Genomic DNA, 23,106 nt, shown 5'->3' on the forward strand with positions numbered 1-23,106 from the left:
ACAGTTCCCATGGCTTTATCCACTCAATACTATACATGTTCAGTTTGTAATCATACATTCCCTATTTCTTTTTCATATCGACCAATCAATAAAGCGGATCCTTGAGAGTTCCACCATTTTAATCCACTGTCCAAATATTGAGGACCACTGCTCTCCGCGCGAGACAACGTGAATATAAAGGAAGGTTATGCCAGCCTAGATAAGGACCTACAGGCAATTGACGGTTCAATCACAAAGGGTTAATCAGCATTCAGTGCGGAGACCTGTAGATTCGACATAACTGAGACGGCTATAGAGACATCGATCCTCGTGACCCGAGGTACATTCTGCATCTTTCATGGGTAATATTTTCCTCTCATTCCACCATCGCCTTCATCCATTGCTCCTCTCGATTCAAACGACTTGCGTCACGTAACGTCATCATTCAACGTAAGTTTCAACACATCTTGCTTCTTAGATCATCAATTTTCTTTGTTGTTTCTGATACATAACCCATCTGCCTGAATTACGCGTATTCATACACATCTTCTCGTTCGCTCCGGGCCAACAAATACTTTCTGTATGGCATTAGTTCTGCATACAGCTATTTAATCAACCATTCCAGCACACCGCCAAAAGAACGCGAGAGCAAAGGAGATTGAGAATCGTTATGAAGAAATGCGCGCAACACCTCAAGGGCTATATGATTATCGTCATATTTTTTGCTGGTATGATGCCACCTTTACCCCAATCCCACGCGTCAATCGTGATTGACCCAGGAAGTAATATTCAAACTTTTGTGAATGCTCACCCTGAAGGAACGACGTTTCTCTTGCAACCTGGTCTCTATAGAGGACAACAGATTGTTCCGAAATCCGGACACAGCTTTATCGGTCAATCTGGAGTCATCCTTTCAGGATCGGCTTTATTGAGCGACTTTTCCCCTGAAGGTGACCGTTGGACGACGCCGTATCGGTGGTCGTTGGGTCAACCTCATGGTCTTTGTAAAATTCAAGCAAATGGTCAGCGTCAAACGGCATGTCAATTTCCAGAAGATCTCTTTATCGATGGAAACATGTTAACCCAAGTAGCCCGCCTATCAGAGGTTATACCCGGCACATGGTTCCTTGATCGTAATCATAAAAAAATATACATCGCCAACAATCCTCGAAATCGAACAGTTGAAATCAGTGTGATTCCGCATGCATTTACTGGAACGGCAACGAATGTGACAATCAAAAACTTGATCATTGAAAAATATGCCAATCCGGCACAGCAAGGTGCCATACACGGTAAAGACAAGGCAAAAGGGCATGTAAGCGATGGCTGGCATATCCAAGGCGTCGAAGTACGATTTAATCACGGATCTGGAGTTCGGGTTGGACATCGCATGAAATTGATTGCGAACCATATTCACCATAATGGTCAATTAGGTATTGGTGGAAGTGGAGACGATATCGTGGCAGAAAACAATGTGATCGCACATAATAATACACAGGGGTTTAGTACAGGTTGGGAGGCAGGCGGTGTAAAATTCGTTCGAACAAACAATGTCGTGATTCGAGGGAATATCATTCAACGGAATGAAGGACCGGGTCTCTGGATCGATGACGACAATATCAACACGCTCTACGAAGGCAATCGAATCCTTGACAATACTCAAGCTGGAATTATCCATATGACTAGTTATGCCGCGATGATTCGCAATAATTGGGTGAAAGGCAACGGATATGGATTTTCAAGATGGCTGTGGGGATCAGGAATTCTTGTTCATTCATCACCAAACGTAGAAATATACGGCAACACGGTGATTCATAACGCCGATGGCATTTCCGCCATTGAACAGAAAGTCGGAACAGGCAAATACGGCCCGTATGAGGTCCGCAATTTGTTCGTACATCACAATCACATTGCGATGAACACTGGTCAATCAGGACTCGTTCAGGACACGGGCAATACCTCATTGTTTGAAAGCCGCAATAATCGGTACCAAAATAACACGTACGTCATTCCTGATGACGCCAAGTTTTTTCGATGGTCGGACCGCCGAATGACTCCGTCCGAATGGCGTGCGCTTGGACATGATGCGAATGGCCGATTCTTTATTCGTCAATCGCGCACTATAGACGATGAGTTGGCTGTCCCCATCAGACCAGGACAAAACATTCAGGCTAAGGTCGATCAACATCCCGAAGGTACGGTCTTTTTGATTAAATCAGGTCTACATCGTTTTCAACAGATTGTCCCGAAAAACAGAAATATATTTTTAGGAGAAAACGGCGCGATTCTCTCTGGTGCCAAAAAGTTATCCGTATTTACTCGCGAAGGACCATACTGGGTCGCCCATAATCAAACCCAACAAGGAGAGGTAGAGTCCTTGCAAACAGCCTGCATGGTATTGGAGTCTGGGGCACAAGCACATGGATGTCGCTATCCAGAGGACTTGTTTCTTGATAACACACCGTTGCTTCAGGTCACGCGTCTCGATCGTGTGAAACCAGGGAAATGGTTTTTTGATTACAAGAATGACAAGATTTACATGATTGACAATCCTGTGGGACATATAGTCGAGACAAGTGTCACCTCTCATGCATTTTTCGGCAACGCCAACAATGTCACAATCCAAAATTTAATCATTGAAAAGTATGCGAACCCCGCACGACAAGGGGCCATTCATGCCCGCAATACCCTTCATGAGCCGCAAGGACAAAACTGGAGAGTCGAAAACTCCGAAATACGTCTCAATCATGGATGGGGAATCAGGGCAGGAGATGCCATGGAAGTTTTCAATTGCCATGTTCATAATAATGGGCAACTCGGGATCGGTGGAACAGGAAAGAATATTATCCTTGAAGGCAATGAAATTGCCTTCAATAACACTCAGGACTTTAGTTGGGATTTTGAAGCAGGTGGGACCAAATTCTTGAAGACACATCATCTACGGGTAATTGACAATGTCTCCCATCATAATATCGGCTGTGGTCTGTGGACCGATATTGATAATCGGGACATACTGTACGAAGGTAATCATGTGTTTGAGAATGCACGATGCGGCATTTATCATGAAGTAGGATTTTCTGCATTGATCCAGCACAATTTGACTGAGCGAAACGGCTTCGGCTATCCACTATGGCTTTGGGGGTCCGGAATCGTTGTATATTCTTCATCTAATGTTGAAGTCCGTTATAATTTGGTCAGCGATAATAAGGGTGGTATTGCTGGTATTCAGCAAAGCCGATTAAATTCTGAGGGATCTGCGTTACTGTTGAATCTTCACGTGCATCACAATTTCATTTCACTCAGCAAAGGAACTGGGCTAGTATATGACAGACGACATAGTAACGCAGTATTTACTTCTCAAAACAATCGATTCGTTAGTAATACGTACATACTCGGCGACCTCAAAAAGCCGTTTCGTTGGTTATGGTCTCTGTATGCTGAAGACGAATGGATGACATTCAGAAATGATGTAAACGGAACCTTTTCTCGAATAGAAGCCAAACAGTCGCCCTAACCTGTATCAGATGGGCTCCACGGTTTCGAGAGTCTGTTGGTATACCTCGATTAATTGTTGGTAATTCCGTTTTTCTGAATACTTAAGAACATACTCTGCACGTGCGCAGAGCCGCATTTCGCGCTGCAACGTTTGATTTCCCACATACATTCTTACTTTTTCACATAAATCATGATGGTCGTTAGGAGAAAAATGCAGCCCCGTCCTCTTGTCACAGATCAAGCTTGCCATTCCTCCGATTTTTGATGCGATGACGGGTAACCCGACGGCATAGGCTTCAACAATCGTCATGGGAAACCCTTCATACCATTCAGACGGGAAAATAAGTACACTCGCCTTTTTCATCAACTCAACGACTTCATCACGTGTTCGACGGCCCAGCCAGTCTATTGCTCTGTTGTTTTGAGAAGCAAGTCTCATGAATTCATGTTCAGGCCCATCGCCAACAACCTTTAAGGGAAGAATGGGGCCTATGTGCTCCCAGGCCCGAATTAGGGTTGCGAGCCCTTTCTCCGGAGTGAGTCTCCCGACAAAGAGGGCATACTGACCATCCCCATCTCCCATTCCAGGATCGGGCGAAACAAAGTTTGGCTTTACGGTCAATTTATCCGCTGGTAATCCTCCATCAATAAATTTTTTTCGCGCAAATTCAGTTAGGGCAATAAATCGATTAACGCCCAGGATACCGACATCTTGATGGCGATGTAACCATAACATTGTCGCAACGACACTACTGGCCACATAGCTGTCTCGATAGCATCCATGAAGAATGCTAGGCCACGGCATGGCGCGATTGAGGCATTGCTCACAAACCGATCCGTCACGAAAAAAAATGGCCTTAGGACACAAGAGGCGGTAGTTATGAAGCGTTTGAATGACTGCACAACCTTCATTTTGTGCCACTTGACAGGCCTGAGGAGACAGCAAAGGGAAGGTGTTATGAAAATGAACAATAGCGGGTTTGACGGTACGAAGCTTTTGCACAAAGTCTTCATAAACCGCTGAACCCCACAAAGAAGTCCGGATGAGTTGTAATGTACTTAAGTGCCTCACCTGGTCATTGTGAACAGTGAAGCGACTTACGTCATGTCCATGTTTCAAGAGCAAGTGATATTCGTCATGAAAGACTTGATCTTCCCCACCAGGTTGTTGGTAATAATTATGGACAAGAAGAATTTTCACTCGAGAGCTATTATCTCTTTTCTTTCGCTTGGCTTTCGGGGTTGATTGTACTTTGTTCTTTAAGCAACTGTTCGTAGTCACTCTTTTGCAACAAGGTGACGGCAAAGCCAACCCCCATAACCGACCAAAACCAAATTCCGCCTTGTGGGCCTTCTAAATACACATCAAAACTAGAATTGATCATGCACGCACACCAATATGCAAGGACCCATATACTTAGTTTTTTGCACAAATCCTGCTGATATGTTACTGACTTCACATAGACATAAACCATTTGTATCGCAAAACCTATTTGGAGTAGTACCCACAAAATGAATCCAGGAACTCCTGCTCGTGCTAAAATGGTAAGGTGTCCATTGTGAGGACTTCTTAACGAAGCCCCATCTTCAATCACTTGAAAACCGTCGGCATCAGCCAAGTTGACCCCAAACCCTTTCCCAAGCCAGAAATATTCTCCTCCAAAGGTGTACTGAATAATAACCTCCCACCAATTCAACCGCCATTCCTTTGTCCCTTTCAGTTCGCTAACATTAACATCCTCACTACTAAGAATACTCACAACATTCTCTAGAGCTTGCCGAGGAGAAACTTTGCGGACATCTCCAATATCAACTTCAATATTAATCACGAGTCCTAAAAACCCGAGGAAGAGACATGTAAGGACAGGTTTGCCCCATCGACCCACAGGATTCAACAGAAAGACAAGACTTAAGGAAATCACAACCATGAGAAATGAGGATCGAGATTGTGTCACGAGAAGGAAAAACCCAAACAACCATAAAACCCAATAACTCCACTCCCGGACATTCACATTCCACACATCATTGGGTTGCCTGATTGTTTGATGAATGCCAAGAATAAGAAATGTTGCAATACCGGTTAAATGCACAGCCGCATCACCCGGTTTAAATCCTTGAAATAGCGGTATGTCGTCCCCGAAAACTTTTGAGCCGATCGTGCTAACGGGTACCCAGATGAGGAACGGCATGATAAATTTGCTATAGAGTGAAGGAACAGAAGACGTCCAAGCAGTTTGATATAACCCGGCAACTATCAAGACACTAAAAATGAAGTATCCCCAGATCACGCCATCTCGCAACGCGGTTATTCCATATGTTTCAAGATATGGGATCGTTCGAATACATCCCCATAAGGCGTAGATAACAAGAAGCAGAACAAGCGGTAATCGAAGAATCGGTGCCATAACTTTTCGTCCCGCGACAAAGGCCAGCATTCCCAGCCCCAGCACCATCTCTCCGACAAACAACGGAGGGATACCAATATAAGCAAATGTGCGCCCGAGAAATGCATAGCCCACCAACAGAATACCGAGACTTCCAAGAAACCACTCTGTTAAATAGTTTTTCGCCCAAAGCGTGACTCCTGCTAGCAAAAGGCCAACAGTCAGAATCACCGACCCGTACGCCGCGTCGAACAAAATGCCAAGGCCCAGGGCTGATGCAATGAACAGCGTCATTCCCCATTCCCATGCACGAAAGTTTATCATTAACCAGCAGAAATCATTTGTTTAACACTGCATGTGAACAACAAAGTGCGAGCGCCAGAGTATTGGACGAGAGAGAGACGGAAGAATCTGAGGCGTGTCCTAGTGACACCATGGCTAGGGGGCAGTCTCATCTAAGAACATCAGGGGTGTTAAATGTTTTGACATTGATATGAGGTCAAACATGCTTCCCATTGTTCAGGAAGACGTCCACTCATCAATTCTTTAATCTTAATAATCTCTTCGTGATAATACTCTTGAAGGATTTTATCCATTTCTTGTCCTATAAGGTCATGGCTTGACGGCCTCAACAAGGACTTCTCAAATTTGTCTAGAGATTGCTTCATGTTGACGAGTAGAGTATTTCCAAATAATTGTCGAATCAAAGATTTCGTCCTACGATTGGGTAAAAGCCGAAACTGTATAAGGGCCCGGCTCAATGAGGGAATAATGGGCAATGAGGCTTTATTTTTACTCATTGACTCAGACGGCGGTATAAAGGAAGTATCAATATCAAGAAATTGAAACACCTTTTGCAACCATTCGTTCGGTTGCCTGGCTAAATCTTCGAAGAAGATAATCTGAACTTGTTCCTTCCCAAACGTTTGAAGATACTGAGAAATATGGTCAGAATAAAGGCCGGAAAAGAGATACCGATCCGTGAAGCTAGGATTCGATAAATTGTGACCTTCTAACTGCTGAGTGATAGCCTCCTTGAATGTACGCCTCTCCAACCCTAGCCGTTTGTGATATATGTAATCTGACTTTGCGCGTGCAATAGGTTCTCGAATCGTGACAATTAATTTCAGTGAATCATTATGCTGTTTTAGACGATCTGGGACCTGCGGATGGTATAAATAGCAGGTATGGCAATTCCCGATCTTTAAGGTTTTTGCAGGATCCCAATCGTTCTGATAATAAGAACGCCAATGTGTCTCACCCAATGTATACGCCTCCTCCTCAGCAAACAAGTCAATCTCTTTGTCATACGGAAGACACAATTCTGGATGAGTGCGTAAAGCCGCATAGAGAGAAGTCGTGGCACATTTTCTAGCCCCTAACAATATGAAGTCAAATTTCAATTTTGGACGTGTCATGTTCTTCACTTACTCTCACCTTATCCTTTCATCAGCTCATACCCTAACGAAATATCGTCAGGATCCTGAAAATTGCACGGTTGTGTTAATGACCGGAGAATATTGTCCGATCAATCGTGTGAGTGTTTTGTAAAAATATACACGCTGGATATCAGTTTTGGATGGTGGAAAAATTGGTGACGATGGGACATCTTGCTCAATCACGACACTTATGCTGCGTAGAATATTCATCACGGCTGTTTGGTTAATAAGATCATTAAAGGCAAATTGATGAGGAGCATACGGTTCCCAAAATTCATGAAAGCACTCCTTCTCTTTTAATAAAGAATCGTATTCGTCGGCATACGAAAAGTTTTTCAATGAACGGTAGACCGAACGTGCAGGTCGTATTGGCTGCATGATGTAAGAACAACTAGCGAGTTCTTTAATTGTCTGAACAGCAGGCACATCGTGTTGACATTGTGGATAATGGGTTTTTAAGACATAGGTTCCACATGAAAATAATTTTTCTTTTGGCAACCTATTTGTGAGATACACATCTAAATCAATATACAACGGAGAGTTCCGATATGCAGAAAAGTTATTTAAGAGTAGATCGATTAGAATGTGTGTCCCACTCCGCATTAAAGAAGAAACGATAATTGGTCGACCTACCTTCGACTGCTTCAAAATTCCTGGCGGAGCAACCGTCTTCGAATTATTATGCGGGAGTATTTTCGATGCCAGTTGAAAAATTTTAGGCTTTACGGCAGTCATATGTCGATCACAAGTGGCTCAGGTTATACACTACAGAGATCAGTACAAAGTATTACGAAAAACCAAAATACTCAGGCATCAGTATGAACCTACTCACAACAGTTTGCCTTGCATCGTGATTATCACGGCACACTGTTTCCCTCACATCTTGGAGGTTTTCTTATATTCAGGACATCTTCGTTAGCATTGCGAATTGCGTGGTATGCATAAATTCCCATACAAAATCCGGTTATGGCTAATGAGGCGAGCATTACGTATGCCGCCCCCACCACATCCCAAATCATCACAATCCCAATTCCAACGAAAAGAATGAAAATCATTGAGAGAACATTTGCTTTAAACACAAGATTAGGTTTTTCGATTGCCAATAGCACCAGCCGAAAAATAAAGGTTATGCCATAACACATAGCGGTAAGACCAATTATACCCATCAGTCCGGCATATTCGGTAAACTTTCCCTGATATAACCACTCCAACAAATGTTCACCTTTCTGTTCAAGTATGAACCAATACAACCCTGTACAGATACAAGAAGTCGCAAGCATTCGGTAGACTACAGACGAAAATTGTGTCGATCCACGGTGCCTGACAAGAAATGGCAGGATGATACTGATCAGGCCGACAGCTAGATGAGTCACCGGCAAATAGAAATTCTGTAAAGCTCGAAAAGCGGCTGCCGTCTCCACCCCTCCCCAAATCGGTAACAAAAAATAATAAATGTTCCCTATGGCCCACGCCATGACACCAGTGCCGATCAACCAGCGACCATAATTCCAATGTTCGCGAACGGCCTGCCGATATTCGGTCCATCTTTGTAGTACGAAGGAAAGTCGCAGCCGAACAATCATCCATCCGGCACTCATGAAACTTGAAACTCCCATAATAGCCAATGCAGTCACCGGAGACAGTAAGTCATTCTGGACCAATAGTATCGTCATGGTTAAGAGCAGAACGGTGTAGCCCAATCCAGCACGACCAGCCACGCTACCATCTGAGCATAAATAACTTGCACGACGCAGCAGCCATTGCAAGAGGATAAAAGGACTGACACAAGCAAGTGTCAACAGGCAGACAGCCATAGCCTGATTATTGACTGCCACGAACAGGGCGGCGGTAATCGTAAAAATTACGCTAATGCTTAAACACACAAGGAAATGCCCGAGTAGCGCAGCTTCTAAATATTCAAGCATTCGTTCCTGGTATCGGCCAGCTCCGAAAACAACAAGTGGCTGGACCAGCAAAGCCGAATGAATCGTACCGACTAAAAGGAAAGCGCCATAGCTAATAGTAAACACTCCATATTCACCTTCACTTAACCAGCGAGCGAGAAGAAGGTTGACCAAAAAATTTGACACAGCGAAGGACCCGTGATCAAGAATTGCCCACCCGGCCTTCTCCATCCAATAAAAAAATGATTTCACGTTCAATCCACTTCAAATAAATGACATACCATCCACACAATTAAACTGCAAGCAAACACTAATGTCCACGCTGAGGTCTAAGAGCAACACATCCTTCCCCCAAAATTCTGTTGCAGCTAATCTGTCTGGATGACTTGCTGATACAGCCCGTCAAGTAATTTGGCCTTTCGGTCCCAACTGTACTCACTGATGACACGTTCGCGACCAGCTTGTCCCATCTGTTGACGTGCGTTCTGATTCCTGGCCATAAATTTCATTGCGGTAGTTGCATCATTAATAACCTGTGCTGGGGTAGAAGCTGGCAGTTTCACGCCAGCTTTTTCGGATACCTGCATTGATGGGCCACCGATATCTAAACAAATAACGGGACATTGTGCAGCCATGGCCTCCAGACAGACGGTCGGAGAAAAGTCATGCAAGCTCAAATGAATGAAAACATGCGATGCCAATAATTCTTTAAACGTTTCAACTCGACCAAGATTTCCAAGAAAATGGACACGATGGCTAATATTTAGATTTTCTGACAATTTTTGCAGGCGAACTCGTTCAGGACCTTCACCAAGAATCCAATATTCGGCACCATCGATATTCGCCGCAGCAAAAGCTTGAATGCCGAGGTGAATTCCCTTCCAAGAGAGTAATCGAGCGATGCTAATAAATCGAAGATCTACGTTGCCACTCTCACTCTCGGTTCTTAATAAACTATCAATTTCATGATGATTCATACCGGTTTGTCCAGGAAAAAAAACGATCCGCTTGGCTCCAAGTGCCTTCAAACGAGTACGAGTTTCTACAGTTGGCGATAAAATTACCTTGGCATTTCGAATCGTAGCTTGAACCAAAGGGTCACATTCACCGAAAAATCTTACCGCCGTACGAACATATTCATAGATAAATCCTCTCAGCCCAAAACTAGAAAAAAATGCAGAAGGAGCTGACTCTCCACCTCCCACTGGACCAAAAATAAATGGAATAGGCAACCTAAAGAGTAAACTCGGCGTCCAGTAACGACCGAGCGTAAGATGATGGGCAACATCAAAGAGAACGTGGCGGTGCAGACGACGGGCCACGTTATAGACTCCGAGCTGCCAAAGGTAATAATGCAGTTGTATTCCCTGCTGCCCACGGTGCCACCATTGATGCGCCCAGGACGGTAGATCATAGTAAACGAAATGAAGACCGGATACCGGATTTTTGGTTAATTCCTCTTCAATAGGCCTTTGGTAGTAGTTTTGTGTGAGAACCCAGACATCATGAATCTGCGCCAAGTGATAAGCCATGTTCCAGCCAACTCCTGGTTCCGATCCCCTGCCAGGACAACACGTATAGGATGAAAGCAGTACTTTTAGTTTTTTCACGATTCCTTCTATTCGACTGTTCTGTCAACACGTCAACTGTAGACAATGGTCAGTGGGGCGGCTAAGAGGTTTAAAGATCCGCAATATATTATGCACGTCAGTACAACCCTTAGAGACTGTTTATCAAAAAGAGTTAGTTCGGAACTTGATGCCGTTGTCCAAGGACATGTCGTATGGATAGCCAAGTACTCTTTTGAACGGGCTATTTTCATTCGTTATAATAACACTAAGGATTAAACCTCAGGTGAAACATTACAGCAATCCGATTGATCATAACGTAAGTCGCAATTTGCCATCTTCTCTCCACATACTTTACCTCAATCATTATTTGAACCGGTCTGAAAGCGAACAAGGGACCTGGGGGCAAAAGTTTGTCCACGAACTGCGTGGTCTAGGCATACAAGTTACGACAATTCCAGAGTTCTCAAACAACGAATATCATACGGCGACGCATTCTTCATTACAAACAGGGAGACTGCAAGTATTCCTTCAAACTCATGCTCCACGCTGGCTTCAACATCTTCTGATTGAACCAATTGCGATTGTACGTGGAATCCAAAACACCTATACCGGATGGAGACAAGTCAAAGCCATGACCGGCCTTTCTCCTGACGTGATCTATGGGAGAGTACTGTATTGTGATTGGACGCCATTATTAGTCGGATTAGCCTTAAAATGTCCAATCATTCTCGAAGTGCATTCGCCTCATTATTTAGAACGCACATTTCGCGGATGGAGAAAGTCTCGTTTTCTGCGAATGTTTGAGCGTATACAATGGCGTCGCGCTACATTTATCCGTATCGTGTCAAAGCCAATGTTGAGAGTTATGATGGACGAAGGAGTAACAGCTCAGCGAATTCGTTTCATTCCTTATGGAGTCAATATTATCCCGAGACGCCAAGTGACTCATCAATCGCTCAAACAGCCGTTGACCATTATTTTTGTTGGAAGTTTTTATTCCTATCATGGAGTTTCAACCCTGCTCCATGCGTTTGCGCTTGTACAGAAGCAAATTCCTTATGCACGGCTAGAATTGATCGGCGATGGATTAACGCGTCGTTCGGATGAACAACTCAGCAAGAGATTGGATCTCGAAGATGCTGTGACTTTTCACGGATGGCTTCCGAGAGAAACGATGTTGAAACATATACACCTTGCGGATATAGCCGTTGCCCCATTTCTGTCCTTAGAACCATTCTATTTTGACCCGGTAAAACTTCTTGATTACATGTCGACAGGCATTGCCATTGTGGCATCGAGTCTTGAACGAATCGTTGAAATGCTTCAAGAAGGTCGTGGCGGATTACTCTTCCCCGTTGGAGATACAAATGCTCTTGCCTCCTCCATCATCAAACTTGCAAGCAGTCCAGAACTTTGCAATCGTTTGGGCGAAGCGGCGCAAGCGATTTTGATCGAAGAAGGGTATAGCTGGGAAATAACGGCCTTACGTATCAAAAAGCTATGCGAAGAAACGACAGTCACGTGATTCATAATGCTCCTATTTACTCATGCCGGGAATGTAGTCAATGCTCCCACTGCACGAGAGTCAACTGCCTCACTATACCTAACTTCGAGCCATTCCAAGAATCACAATTTCACCTTGTCTGCAGAAAAATACACACACGTCTTAATGCTTTGCGACCATAGCCTTCTTTAGCAAGTCATGTTTCCATGATCGCATTCCATAGTGCAAACGATATTCGGTGACGTAATAATTCATCGTCGCTTTGAGCGTGCTAACCATATCCCATTTTGGCTCCCACCCAAGTAAACTTTTGGCTTTGGTAATATCCGGAATACGTCTATCTGAATCTTCGTACCCTTTTCCGTAAAATTCTTCAGACGATACGTCTATAATTTGGGGAAGTTCCGGCATTCCTTCTTGCCACACATCGTTAGCATAAATGTTCTTCATTAAATCAGCTAAATCTTTAATGCTTGTTTCATTCTGAGGAGAACCAATATTAAAAATTTCTTGATCACAAACTCCATTGGGATTTTGGACGATTCGGTAAATGGCTTCAATCGCATCGTCAATGTAAGTGTAGCAGCGCCGGTGATTCCCTCCGTCGACGAGCTTCATTTGACCTCCATGAATCAACGCATCCATGAAATAAGAAAACACTCGCGGAATGCCATCTGTTTCATTCAACAGATAGTCAATTTTGGGACCGATAAAGTTAAACGGACGGATGATACTATAATTAAAATCCTGCTCTAGACCATAGGCATGTAAGATACGTTCTAGTAATTGTTTGGCAGACGCATAGATCCACCGATGCTTTTCAATTGGCCCCATGATCAAATTGGTGTGATCTTCGGAAAATGTTGCATGGGTAGGGTCATTGGGATTCACCAAATTACCATTTAGAAAACTTGCCGGAGTCTTGCCGTAGACCTCACAGGTTGAGAATTGAATAAGACGTTTGTTGAACATTTGACATGCTTTGGCGATTTTTAAGTTTTCCGTAAAATTGAGCTCAAAAACTTCGAGAGGCATTTTCACGTAGAGGCCAGGATTGGCATACGCGATCAGATCGATGACTACGTCGGCATCTTTGACATGCTCTTCGAGTCCCCAATTGTCTTCGCGAATGTCTTGTTTCAATAAGGTTAGTCCAGGCTGTCCAATCAATTCCGAAATTTTGTCATCATAGTAATCCACAACCATCACAGAGTGGTTCTCATGCAGCAACCGTTCTGTGAGATGTGACCCTATAAAACCAGCTCCACCAAGACTTAGGACTTTCATTCGAGGCCTCCTCGTTGAATACAATACCCGCTATACAGGTGGCCATCAGCTTGCCGACCTTGCATGATCACGGGTCGCACCGATTTATTTTTAGGTACAGAAAAATGGAAAATATTATTTCTCATTTAGTACGCTACCTCTCTGACATTTTCTTGATCTAACAGTTGAAGATAGTAATCATACGTTTGTTGAATCCCTTCGTTCAGCGAAACCTGTGGCTTCCAACCATAATGATCGAGCCGTGAGACATCAAGAACTTTCGTTCGCATCCCTTCTGGCTTTGTTGCATCCCATTCCACCTCTCCTTCGTATCCAACGATCTGCTGAATGACGTGAGCTAATTCGCGTATAGACTGCCCTTCACCCGTCCCAACATTGATGATCGGGCCAGCTTCATAGCAAAGGAGTTGCTGAAAAGGCTTGGCACGTAGGTTCATCAAAAAGACGCAGGCATCGGCACAATCATCAATGTACAATAGCTCACGCTCAGCCTGACCAGTACCCCAAATCGAGACCGGAGTTCCCTGCTCACGACCTTCATGAAATTTCCTTAGCAACGCAGGGAGCACGTGACTTGTCTCAAGGTCAAAATTATCACCCTGTCCGTAAAGGTTAGGAGGGAGTACGTTCAAAAATTGCGTTGCATATTGTCTATTATATGCCTCACACATTTTAATACCAGCAATTTTGGCAATTGCATAGGGTTCATTTGTCGGCTCAAGGTATCCGCTAAGCAAATGCTCCTCTTTCATGGGTTGTGGACATTCTTTAGGATACATACAAGAACTTCCCAAAAAAAGTAATCGTTTCACTCCATGACGATAGGCGGCATCCACAATATGTGTTTCAATCGTGAGATTCTGAAAAATGAAATCGGCGGGATACACGCGATTCGCTAAAATTCCTCCAACTTTTGCTGCAGCCAGGAACACATACTCAGGTTTTTCAGATGAGAAAAACTGTTCAACATCGGCTTGTCTGGTTAAATCTAACTCCTGACGCGATTTCAGTACAAGGTTGTAATAGCCATGATCCAAAAGGGTTCTCACAATAGCCGATCCCAGCATTCCCTTATGGCCAGCCACAAATATTCTACTATCGAGCTTCATCATGTCCTGATCATCGGGTGAGCTAAGCCCTTATTCAGAATAATGCATAAGGAGTGGTGACAGTCTATGGGCTTTTTCATATAAAAACGCATTGTTCTGGACTCGTGAGGGTGTATTTTTTCGCGTATATGCACTATTGGATTTGAAAAAAGATGGATGAGGGAAAATGTTTATGCATTTGCATTGAATCGATTGGAATCCCAGTGTTATCTACCTGGGGTTCGTATTCAGGAAATACAGACTTAAGGTCGTTCTTTTGGAAATAGTGCATAAGGCTAAGACAAAAAATCACTTTAATATGTTGATTGAAACACAAAAAGGCTTGTAGCAGCGATGTTTCAGGCCAATGAAATAGCGTTTGAAGTACATCCCGTTGATAATCATATGGGAAAAAAATATCGTGAAAATGAACAAGAGTGCCTTTCTTTAGACGTGGTAACACTTCCAGGATTAGGTAATTTACATCTCCCCCTACTCGTACAGTGTGAGAAGAGTCAATAAATAAGAGATCATGGCTATCTAACTCAGAGAAAACATCGAATGGCACGCGTTGTACTTTTTCAGAAATAAGTTCAAGGCCCGGCATTTGCCTCAGTTTTTCTGAAGGATAGGGTTCTATCGATAGCAATTTTGCCTTTTCGCCTATTTCTTCATAATTCATATCTAGAGCTTTTTGCATACACGACGTGGACACGCCACTTCCCACTTCAATGATTTTTTTAGGTTTGTAATGGCGAATGAAGGCGTGCAATGCCTGGGCTTCAATATACCCATAGCCTGGTCCCCAATGCTCTGCAACCGCTTCTCTATAGGTTTTATTCCCTTCAGACTCTTTTTGATACGGCATGCATATGGTCTTGAGATTAGCTGCTTGCTCTTCCAGATTAATCAGTAACCCAGGTAATTCTGACTTTCTTCGCCATAGGTCTGGCTCTCGTTGAAGTTCAAGCACATTTGGAACAGAGGTATAGTGATGCACGGGAAGAAGGTGAAAGCCAAGTTTCAGGCAAATCTTTTGCGTTGTCAGTAAGCAAGACTTAGCAATTTTTTTTGCGTTCATGGTCAGCCAATCTACTTTCGATAAATCTTGCGTTTGAAGAAGGAGTCATCCTAACTCTCGTAACACAGAGAAGAATTTATTCATATTGACGAATTTTCAATGTTTGCAAACACATGGCATAGAGAAACTTCGGATTATTTGTCAGGTAGCGTTTCCATAATCGTCGTGGTTCGGTAAGAAGTCGAAAAAACCATTCAAGGCCAGAGCGTTGCATCCAATGCGGGGCCTGTTTTTTCAGCCCTGCATGAAAATCAAACGCGGCACCGACACCGATCATAGCTGCAGCCGAAAGTTTTCCCTGATGCGCAGCCATCCATCGTTCTTGCTTCGGGGTACTCATTCCTACCCAGACAAAATGTGGTTGTTTCTCATTGATCATATATAGAATCTCTTCATCTTCTTGGGACGTCAGCTCTCGAAAAGGTGGAGAATAGGCACCCACGACCTTCAACCCGGGGAATCGGCTGACAAGGCGATCTGCCAATGTTTGGGCGACGCCGTCAGCTCCACCATAAAAAAAATGTCGGTATCCATTTAAGACTGAATGTTGGCAGACACGTAGCAGTAAGTCCGGCCCATACACACGATGAACATTTGAATAACCTTGCCAACGGCTAATCCACACTAAGGGCATTCCATCGGGTGTGACAAGCCCAGCTTGATTATGGATATCACGAAGACGGCTATCTTGCTGGCTTTCCATTACCCCATGCACGCCTGTAATACAGACATAGTGGCGTTCTCTATTTCGAATCCACTGGTCAAAGGTATCGATGGCCTGCGTCATATTGATAGCGCTCACCCCGACACCAAGCACATTCACGCGTGGGATTACCTGATCATTCATTTGGCCAAAACCACCATAGCATGCTCAATTCTTCATTCCCCCCTTAGTGTCTAGCTCGCTGCGCTGGTGGTAGCCGAGACAACCTCAGTCACCATCTTGGCCCCATGCTTTTGTTCTTGAACTTGTTGTTCGATCCAAGGATAGGTCCTGGCAAACCCTTCTTCCAGGGAAATACTTGGTTCCCAATCCAGAACCTGTCGCAACAATGTATTATCCGAATTTCGACCCCGTACACCTTGCGGGCCGGGAATATGCTTCCGTGTTATCGAAACTCCTGCGACGTTCGCGATGATGTCCGCCAACTGATTGATTGATACCATACGATCCTGCCCAAGATTGATAGGGTCAGAAAATTCTGATTTCATGAGTTTAATCAATCCGGCGACGCAATCATCGATGTAGCAAAAGGATCGGGTCTGTTCCCCATCACCCCAAATTTCGACTGTCGAATCCCCCGTTAATTTCGCCTTTGCAATTTTTCGGCATAGGGCAGCTGGAGCTTTTTCTCTTCCCCCATCCCATGTTCCTAAAGGACCAAAAATATTATGGAAGCGTACAACTCTCGTTGATAATTCATATTCGTCTCGATAGTGCATGCAGAGGCGTTCGATGACTAACTTTTCCCACCCATATGCGTCTTGCGGAAAAGCAGGGTACGCATCGTCTTCTTTCAGAGGGATAACATTGGTATCGGTCTGCATATGTTCAGGATACACGCATGCAGACGACGTAAACAGGTATTTACTCACACCTTGCACACGCGCGGCTTCGAGACTATGGGTATTAATTAGTATGTTGTTGTGCAAAATTTCGGCATGATGGTTAGAAATGAATCCCATTCCTCCCATGTCGGCAGCCAAAGCATAGACTTCGTCGATCGACTCAGAGGCTTTGAGGCAATTTTCCCAGCGCCGAAGGTCCAACAAGAAAAATTCATCAGCATCCGTTTTCGCGTATTCAGGATTTTTGATATCTACCCCACGAACCCAGTATCCCATCTTTTTTAACGCGGTAACTAAATGGTGGCCGATAAATCCTCCAGCACCAGTAACTAAGACTCGATCCTTACTCATTCGATCCTCCTAATCGTTATTGCATGATGATTCTGTTCCAAAAGATACAAGATAATTTCTACCCTTCACTATCCAAGTGGCGATTGTTTATGCCGCGCCTGTTCCTTTCAAGACTACCGGGATGGTTTTCAAGAGAATCTTGAGATCCAGCCACAGTGTCCATTGATCTATATATTGCATATCCAGTTCCATCCATTTTTCAAAAGAAAGCCGACTTCTCCCATTCACTTGCCATAAGCAGGTGATCCCAGGGGGAACACTAAAACGTCGACGGTGCCAATCTTCGGTAAACCCTTCAAAGTCTCGAATGGGTAAGGGGCGAGGACCGACGAGGCTCATGTCACCCTTTAACACATTCCAAAATTGCGGGAGTTCATCGATGCTTGTTTTTCGCAGCCAGCGTCCTAACGGCGTGAGTCTGGGGTCGTCCTCGATCTTAAACGCGGCTCCTTGCACTTCATTGAGATGTTCAATTTCTTTGAGCATCTTTTCTGCACCAGGCACCATCGTACGAAATTTAAAGAGACGAAATTGCCGTTTATTGCGCCCAATACGTTCTTGAGCAAAAAAAACGGGACCCTTTTCAGTGAGTTTAATCGCAAGGGCAATACAGGCAAAAAATGGTAGCAACATCATCAGAAGAGGCAACGATACTGAAATATCGATAATTCGCTTAAAGAAAAAGGCTTGATCCCCAAGTGCCCCAGGTTGCAGTGTCAAGAGTGAATGCGTCCCAAAATGTTCGACCCGTTCATGGGCAACCTTAGGTGAAAACATGTTGCCTAAGATACGGATGAGGACCCCCTGCTCTTCACATTGTTCCACGATTTGTGCTGCCTGTGCATAGTAGGACTTTACAGGAAGCGCAATCATGACTTCATCGATCACAAAACACCGAAGAAAACTTTGAAAGTTCTCGAAATCCGAGACAATCGAATACCCTGTTTGTGAAAAGCTTTCAGTTCCATCCCAGGGTTCGTCTAAAAATCCAACAAGTTTATACCCTAACTCAGGTTTCGCTTGAATATCTCGTGCAAACTGCACGGCTCGCGGGTTGGTGCCTACAATTAAAATATTTCTAATATTTCGTCCATTCAGCCTGGCTTGCTTTAACGTCAATCTCAAAATGAGTCGACTGCCCACAAGAAGGATCAACCCCACACTCCAAAAAGCCAGAACGAACCATTGCGTGATGATATCGACTTTAAAAATCACGGCTGCTGTCACTAAGACCAGCGTCGCAAGCGACATGGCCTTCAGGAGATCGAGGCATTCGTCCTTGAGGGTTGAGAGACGCCGGGATTCATAGATTTGAAAGAATGAAAAAATACTATGCCACACAATAACCATGCCACTGACAAAAAGAATGTTTTCGATTTTAACGCGAATCGCAAAAAACTCGCTGAATGAAATATTTCCTGAAGAGGAGTATGCAAGGGCAACCGCAAGGGAAAATGCGAGTCCCAAAAGAATAAGATCAACTCCTTTGAGGCTTTCAAGCAAAATTTTTCGTCGAATTTGCATATATCCATTCATCTTTCGATAAATCAGCGCGTAGTACGGTTAGTGTGCATGATGCTAGTTACCTTATGGCAACAAGGCTCACTGAGACATCATTGAGAGGTGATCATGAAAACAAATAGGTGAATTGATCAAAATCGAGACTTGTTGAACCCACAGAGCCAATAAATAGGCATGCAATTTATAGGCTTATTTCTCATGGAGAGAAAATATTATTTTTATCTTTAAATTCAATGCTATATATTGACGTCGTTATTTCACTAAGGGTTTAAGCGAAGGTAAAATGATACAGTATTTCTACGTTAGTTTGAATATTGACACATCGTCTGGAATAGGGCTTATGTTTCCTTCATAGATAACAACTTGCAGCACATGCACGACAACATTCGTTTAAGGGACAATAATAAAGTTACAACATATATTGGCTAAGGCAAGCGGGAAAGTGAGGGGAAGTCAGATTTTCTTTATCAAAAAAATAACGAAAGCTTACGCGGACTTTTTCAGTAATTGTGGGGCCGCCGTCCCTTCTACCACTTTTTGATTGATGACAACCTCACGAACTTCTTGAAGAGCTGGCACGTCATACATGATGTCTAGCATCAAATCCTCCAAAATACTTCTGAGTGCCCTGGCGCCAGTCTTCATCGAGACGGATTTTTCGGCAATAAGCCGTATGGCTTCTGGCGTAAATGTCAGATGAATATTATCTAATTGGAATAATGCTTGATATTGTTTAATCAGCGCGTTCTTGGGTTCGGTCATCACTCGAACCATATCTGCAACGCTTAAGTCACGCAACGTCGACAGAATAGGAAAACGACCGACAAATTCAGGAATGAGACCATACTTGAGGAGATCTTCAGGCCGGACGCGATCAATTAATGAATCTGCAGTATGTGTTTCAATGGGTTCATTGGTCGCTCCAAACCCTAATCGTTTTTGATTGGTGCGTTGAGCGATAAACTCATCCAATCCGACAAACGCTCCCCCACAGATAAATAACACATTGGCCGTATCGACTCGCAAAAATTCTTGCTCAGGATGTTTGCGTCCTCCCTTCGGAGGGATATTACACACCGTCCCTTCGACAAGCTTCAGGAGCGCCTGCTGTACGCCTTCTCCAGACACATCACGAGTAATGGAGGCACTTTCCGACTTCCGGCTAATTTTATCGATTTCATCAATATAGATAATCCCGATTTGCGCTCGTGCAAGATCAAAGTCGCTGGCCTGCAACAATTTTAACACCACATTCTCGACATCTTCCCCGACATATCCGGCTTCCGTTACCGTTGTGGCATCGGCAATGGCAAATGGGACTTGAAGAATTTTGGCCAGGCTCTTGGCCAACAGCGTTTTCCCTGTCCCCGTCGCTCCGATGAGCATCACGTTGCCTTTTTCTAATTCAATATCTTGTAATTTTTGCCCGCTAAAGACACGTTTATAATGATTATGGACCGCGACGGATAGGACTTTTTTCGCGCGTTCTTGGCCGATCACGTATTGATCCAGCACCGCCTTTATTTCTGGAGGCGTCGGCAGTGGACCTTCAGGGATGGCAACTGGCTCATGGACGTGAGGTTGTCCGGCAAGAAACTTTGAACAGTGTTGTACACAATCCTGGCAGATGAACACATGTCCTTGCGTCTGACATTGGGGACAGGTTTGGTCCGTTGGAGATTGGATGAGGGTTTTCCCTGGGCCTTGTGGTTTTCCACAAAATGCGCAGGTCATGTCTTTGAATTTCTGCCCACGTGTCGAATCACTCAATGCTACAGTTTCCTTATCAATAAAATGAATGAAGATTCATGCAGGACATTCACGAAACCACCGCATCATAATAGGACCGTCAGAAATTATCAAACGCGTCGGCCAACATGATGTGTTGCGTTAATTTTCAGCGATAATCAATGGAACTGGCTCCCAGGATTCTCCACCACTTCGACTTCGATACAGCCCACTTCCATTTGTTCCAACATAAAGCACCTGCGAATCCTGTGGATTCATGGCCAGCGCTCGAATATTGAGATTTTCCAATCCTTCGTTGATTGGGCGCCACGTTGTTCCGCCGTTCGTCGATCGATGAACTCCTTCTCGGCTCCCGACATATATGACATCAGGATTGGTGGGGTCAATGAGTAAGTCGCTCAGCATCTGATCAGGAAGATCTTCTCCAATATTCTCCCATGATTGGCCACCATTCACCGTCTTATACAGACCGATTAATGTTGCGGCATAGACGGATTCAGAATGATGAGGATCAATCCGTATTTTGGTGACTCCCAGTGCTCGTGATGATTTCAAAACCTCGGGATCCACAAGACCATTATTGACCTTGTCCCACCAATGCCCACCATCTAACGATTTATAGACACCACCACTCGTTCCCGCATACAACGTCTGAGGTTGCTGAGGATCAATACTGAGAGACACGACCATGAGGACTTCCTTCATGCCCTCCATTCGTTTGACCCACGTCTCCCCTGCAGTCTCTGTCTCAAACACACCCATAGACGTGGCGGCAAAAAACCGTTGACTGGACCCAGGGACAACGACGAGTTGATGGACGACGGACGAAATCGTCACACCTTCAAGCCCGGCTCGTTTCGATTCCCAATTCTGGCCACCGTTATAACTTCTAAATACCGCATCACCTTTCGTTCCCGCATACACATTGGCTGGAAATAGCGGATCGATGGCTAAAGAGATCACACGCGAATGCGTCATCCCTTGTGAAATATTTTTCCATGTTGCGCCTTCATCTCTTGATTTATAAAGATACGCATTGGTTGCAATGTAGAGTATATTGGGCTTCGATGGATGAAGCGCAATTTCCACCACGGGTTCACTGCGGCCGCAAGCTGCAGAGGCAAACAAGGCAAGGAGAACTGGCAGGCAGAGCCATTTTTCATTCATGATGTGTGTGAAAATGATAAGAAGTCGTGAAAAACTTGACCTCTGTGTTGAGACACGAAGCGTACAGCGCTAACGTCGCAATGATGTCTTCCCCTTGGGAGTACCAGCTTTGGCCTTAGCCGGTGGAGAAGGATGAATCAGCGGTAAATTTTTCTCTGGTGCCTTCTGGGCAGGCTGATAGAGCGCCATAGCTTCCGGCATCCATTTTTTTAAATCGGCAATGCGTGTTTCATGCGCTGGATGTGTTGAAAGAAATTCAGAGGGCGCTCCTTGAGAGGCTTGCGCCATACGTTGCCAGATATTGATGGCTTCCCGGGGATCATAGCCGGCATCGGCCGCCAATAAGACTCCTACGTAATCAGCTTCAGATTCATGGCTGCGACTAAAGGGAAGAAGAACGCCCACTTGCGCTCCCATCCCGAGAGCTTGCATGGCGAGCTGATTCATTTGCGGACTGAAGCCTTGCGTCGAGAGGGCAACAGCCGCAGCCGTCATGCCAAATTGCGACACTAACCCCTGACTCATTCGTTCACCACCATGTTGCGCCAAGGCATGAATCACTTCATGCCCCATGATGGCCGCAAGGCCAGCCTCGGTTTTTGCCATAGGGAAGATTCCCGTATAGACAGCAATTTTCCCTCCTGGCATCGCCCACGCATTTTTCGTATTGTCATCTTTAATGACGGAGACTTCCCACTTAAATGCTTTCGCGGCTTCTGCATACTTTGATCGTTTCGCCGCTTCAATAATTCGCGCGGCGACCCGCTTCACAGGTTCAATTTCTTTTGGGTTTGTCGAGAGTGTGACTTCAGGATCCTGAAGCACTTGATTGTATTGCGTCGCGGCCATATTCGTCATATACGAATCCGGGAGCAAGAGTAGTTGAGAGCGTTTGGTATACGGGTTTGTTTCACACCCGGTCAACCCGACACTCATCACAAGCAGACAGACAAGCACCTTCATGTTCTGCCGCCAACATACGTGTGTGTTCATAGATGAGTCCGATGTATGAAGGAA

At 44.5% G+C, this 23,106-nt stretch carries 17 protein-coding genes; 2 read left to right on the top strand and 15 right to left on the bottom strand.

Features of this window, described 5'->3' with window-relative positions:
- Positions 1-649: 649 nt before the first annotated feature.
- Positions 650-3,493, top strand: coding sequence for a right-handed parallel beta-helix repeat-containing protein (locus ACWHX8_RS09155; RefSeq protein WP_447971648.1), 2,844 nt, complete (start codon positions 650-652; stop codon positions 3,491-3,493).
- Positions 3,494-3,499: 6 nt separating this feature from the next.
- Here ACWHX8_RS09155 and ACWHX8_RS09160 read toward each other — a convergent pair whose 3' ends face one another.
- The 6 genes from ACWHX8_RS09160 to ACWHX8_RS09185 all read right to left on the bottom strand — a co-directional run bounded on the left by ACWHX8_RS09160 (position 3,500) and on the right by ACWHX8_RS09185 (position 10,733).
- Positions 3,500-4,675: a glycosyltransferase family 4 protein gene (locus ACWHX8_RS09160; RefSeq protein WP_447971649.1), complete on the bottom strand. Its 1,176-nt coding sequence runs from the start codon at positions 4,673-4,675 to the stop codon at positions 3,500-3,502.
- Between the two features lie 10 nt (positions 4,676-4,685).
- Positions 4,686-6,152, bottom strand: a complete 1,467-nt coding sequence (locus ACWHX8_RS09165) for an O-antigen ligase family protein (protein WP_447971650.1) — start codon at positions 6,150-6,152, stop codon at positions 4,686-4,688.
- Positions 6,153-6,331: 179 nt separating this feature from the next.
- Positions 6,332-7,276, bottom strand: coding sequence for a sulfotransferase domain-containing protein (locus tag ACWHX8_RS09170; protein WP_447971893.1), 945 nt, complete (start codon positions 7,274-7,276; stop codon positions 6,332-6,334).
- A 57-nt stretch (positions 7,277-7,333) separates the two neighbouring features.
- Positions 7,334-8,032 carry a hypothetical protein gene (locus ACWHX8_RS09175; RefSeq protein WP_447971651.1) on the bottom strand — a complete coding sequence of 233 codons (699 nt, stop codon included), beginning with the start codon at positions 8,030-8,032 and terminating at the stop codon, positions 7,334-7,336.
- A 122-nt stretch (positions 8,033-8,154) separates the two neighbouring features.
- Positions 8,155-9,453: a hypothetical protein gene (locus ACWHX8_RS09180; RefSeq protein WP_447971652.1), complete on the bottom strand. Its 1,299-nt coding sequence runs from the start codon at positions 9,451-9,453 to the stop codon at positions 8,155-8,157.
- A gap of 116 nt (positions 9,454-9,569) precedes the next feature.
- The gene (locus ACWHX8_RS09185; RefSeq protein ID WP_447971653.1) at positions 9,570-10,733 is read right to left on the bottom strand and encodes a glycosyltransferase family 4 protein; all 1,164 of its coding nucleotides are present in this window, start codon (positions 10,731-10,733) and stop codon (positions 9,570-9,572) included.
- 322 nt (positions 10,734-11,055) lie between these two features.
- Between ACWHX8_RS09185 and ACWHX8_RS09190 the strand changes: the two genes are divergently transcribed.
- A complete protein-coding gene (locus tag ACWHX8_RS09190) occupies positions 11,056-12,297 on the top strand; it encodes a glycosyltransferase family 4 protein (protein WP_447971654.1) in 1,242 nt (413 codons plus the stop codon).
- A gap of 141 nt (positions 12,298-12,438) precedes the next feature.
- Here ACWHX8_RS09190 and ACWHX8_RS09195 read toward each other — a convergent pair whose 3' ends face one another.
- From ACWHX8_RS09195 to ACWHX8_RS09235, 9 genes are all read right to left on the bottom strand, one after another.
- Positions 12,439-13,563: a bifunctional UDP-4-keto-pentose/UDP-xylose synthase gene (locus ACWHX8_RS09195; protein ID WP_447971655.1), complete on the bottom strand. Its 1,125-nt coding sequence runs from the start codon at positions 13,561-13,563 to the stop codon at positions 12,439-12,441.
- Positions 13,564-13,688: 125 nt separating this feature from the next.
- Complete coding sequence (locus tag ACWHX8_RS09200) at positions 13,689-14,672, bottom strand: GDP-L-fucose synthase family protein (RefSeq protein ID WP_447971894.1); 984 nt, start codon at positions 14,670-14,672, stop codon at positions 13,689-13,691.
- A gap of 133 nt (positions 14,673-14,805) precedes the next feature.
- Positions 14,806-15,732: a class I SAM-dependent methyltransferase gene (locus ACWHX8_RS09205; protein ID WP_447971656.1), complete on the bottom strand. Its 927-nt coding sequence runs from the start codon at positions 15,730-15,732 to the stop codon at positions 14,806-14,808.
- 76 nt (positions 15,733-15,808) lie between these two features.
- Positions 15,809-16,579, bottom strand: a complete 771-nt coding sequence (locus ACWHX8_RS09210) for a WecB/TagA/CpsF family glycosyltransferase (protein WP_447971657.1) — start codon at positions 16,577-16,579, stop codon at positions 15,809-15,811.
- 50 nt (positions 16,580-16,629) lie between these two features.
- Complete coding sequence (locus tag ACWHX8_RS09215; RefSeq protein WP_447971658.1) at positions 16,630-17,652, bottom strand: NAD-dependent epimerase/dehydratase family protein; 1,023 nt, start codon at positions 17,650-17,652, stop codon at positions 16,630-16,632.
- An 87-nt stretch (positions 17,653-17,739) separates the two neighbouring features.
- Positions 17,740-19,176 (bottom strand): sugar transferase, encoded by a 1,437-nt coding sequence (locus tag ACWHX8_RS09220; RefSeq protein WP_447971659.1) that lies wholly within the window; start codon positions 19,174-19,176, stop codon positions 17,740-17,742.
- 483 nt (positions 19,177-19,659) lie between these two features.
- The gene (gene clpX / locus ACWHX8_RS09225) at positions 19,660-20,943 is read right to left on the bottom strand and encodes an ATP-dependent Clp protease ATP-binding subunit ClpX (RefSeq protein WP_447971660.1); all 1,284 of its coding nucleotides are present in this window, start codon (positions 20,941-20,943) and stop codon (positions 19,660-19,662) included.
- A gap of 120 nt (positions 20,944-21,063) precedes the next feature.
- The gene (locus ACWHX8_RS09230) at positions 21,064-22,089 is read right to left on the bottom strand and encodes a WD40/YVTN/BNR-like repeat-containing protein (RefSeq protein WP_447971661.1); all 1,026 of its coding nucleotides are present in this window, start codon (positions 22,087-22,089) and stop codon (positions 21,064-21,066) included.
- A gap of 69 nt (positions 22,090-22,158) precedes the next feature.
- On the bottom strand, positions 22,159-23,052 hold the full coding sequence (locus tag ACWHX8_RS09235) for a M48 family metallopeptidase (protein ID WP_447971662.1): 894 nt from the start codon (positions 23,050-23,052) through the stop codon (positions 22,159-22,161).
- Positions 23,053-23,106: the final 54 nt, after the last annotated feature.

This window comes from Nitrospira sp. M1, assembly GCF_965152605.1.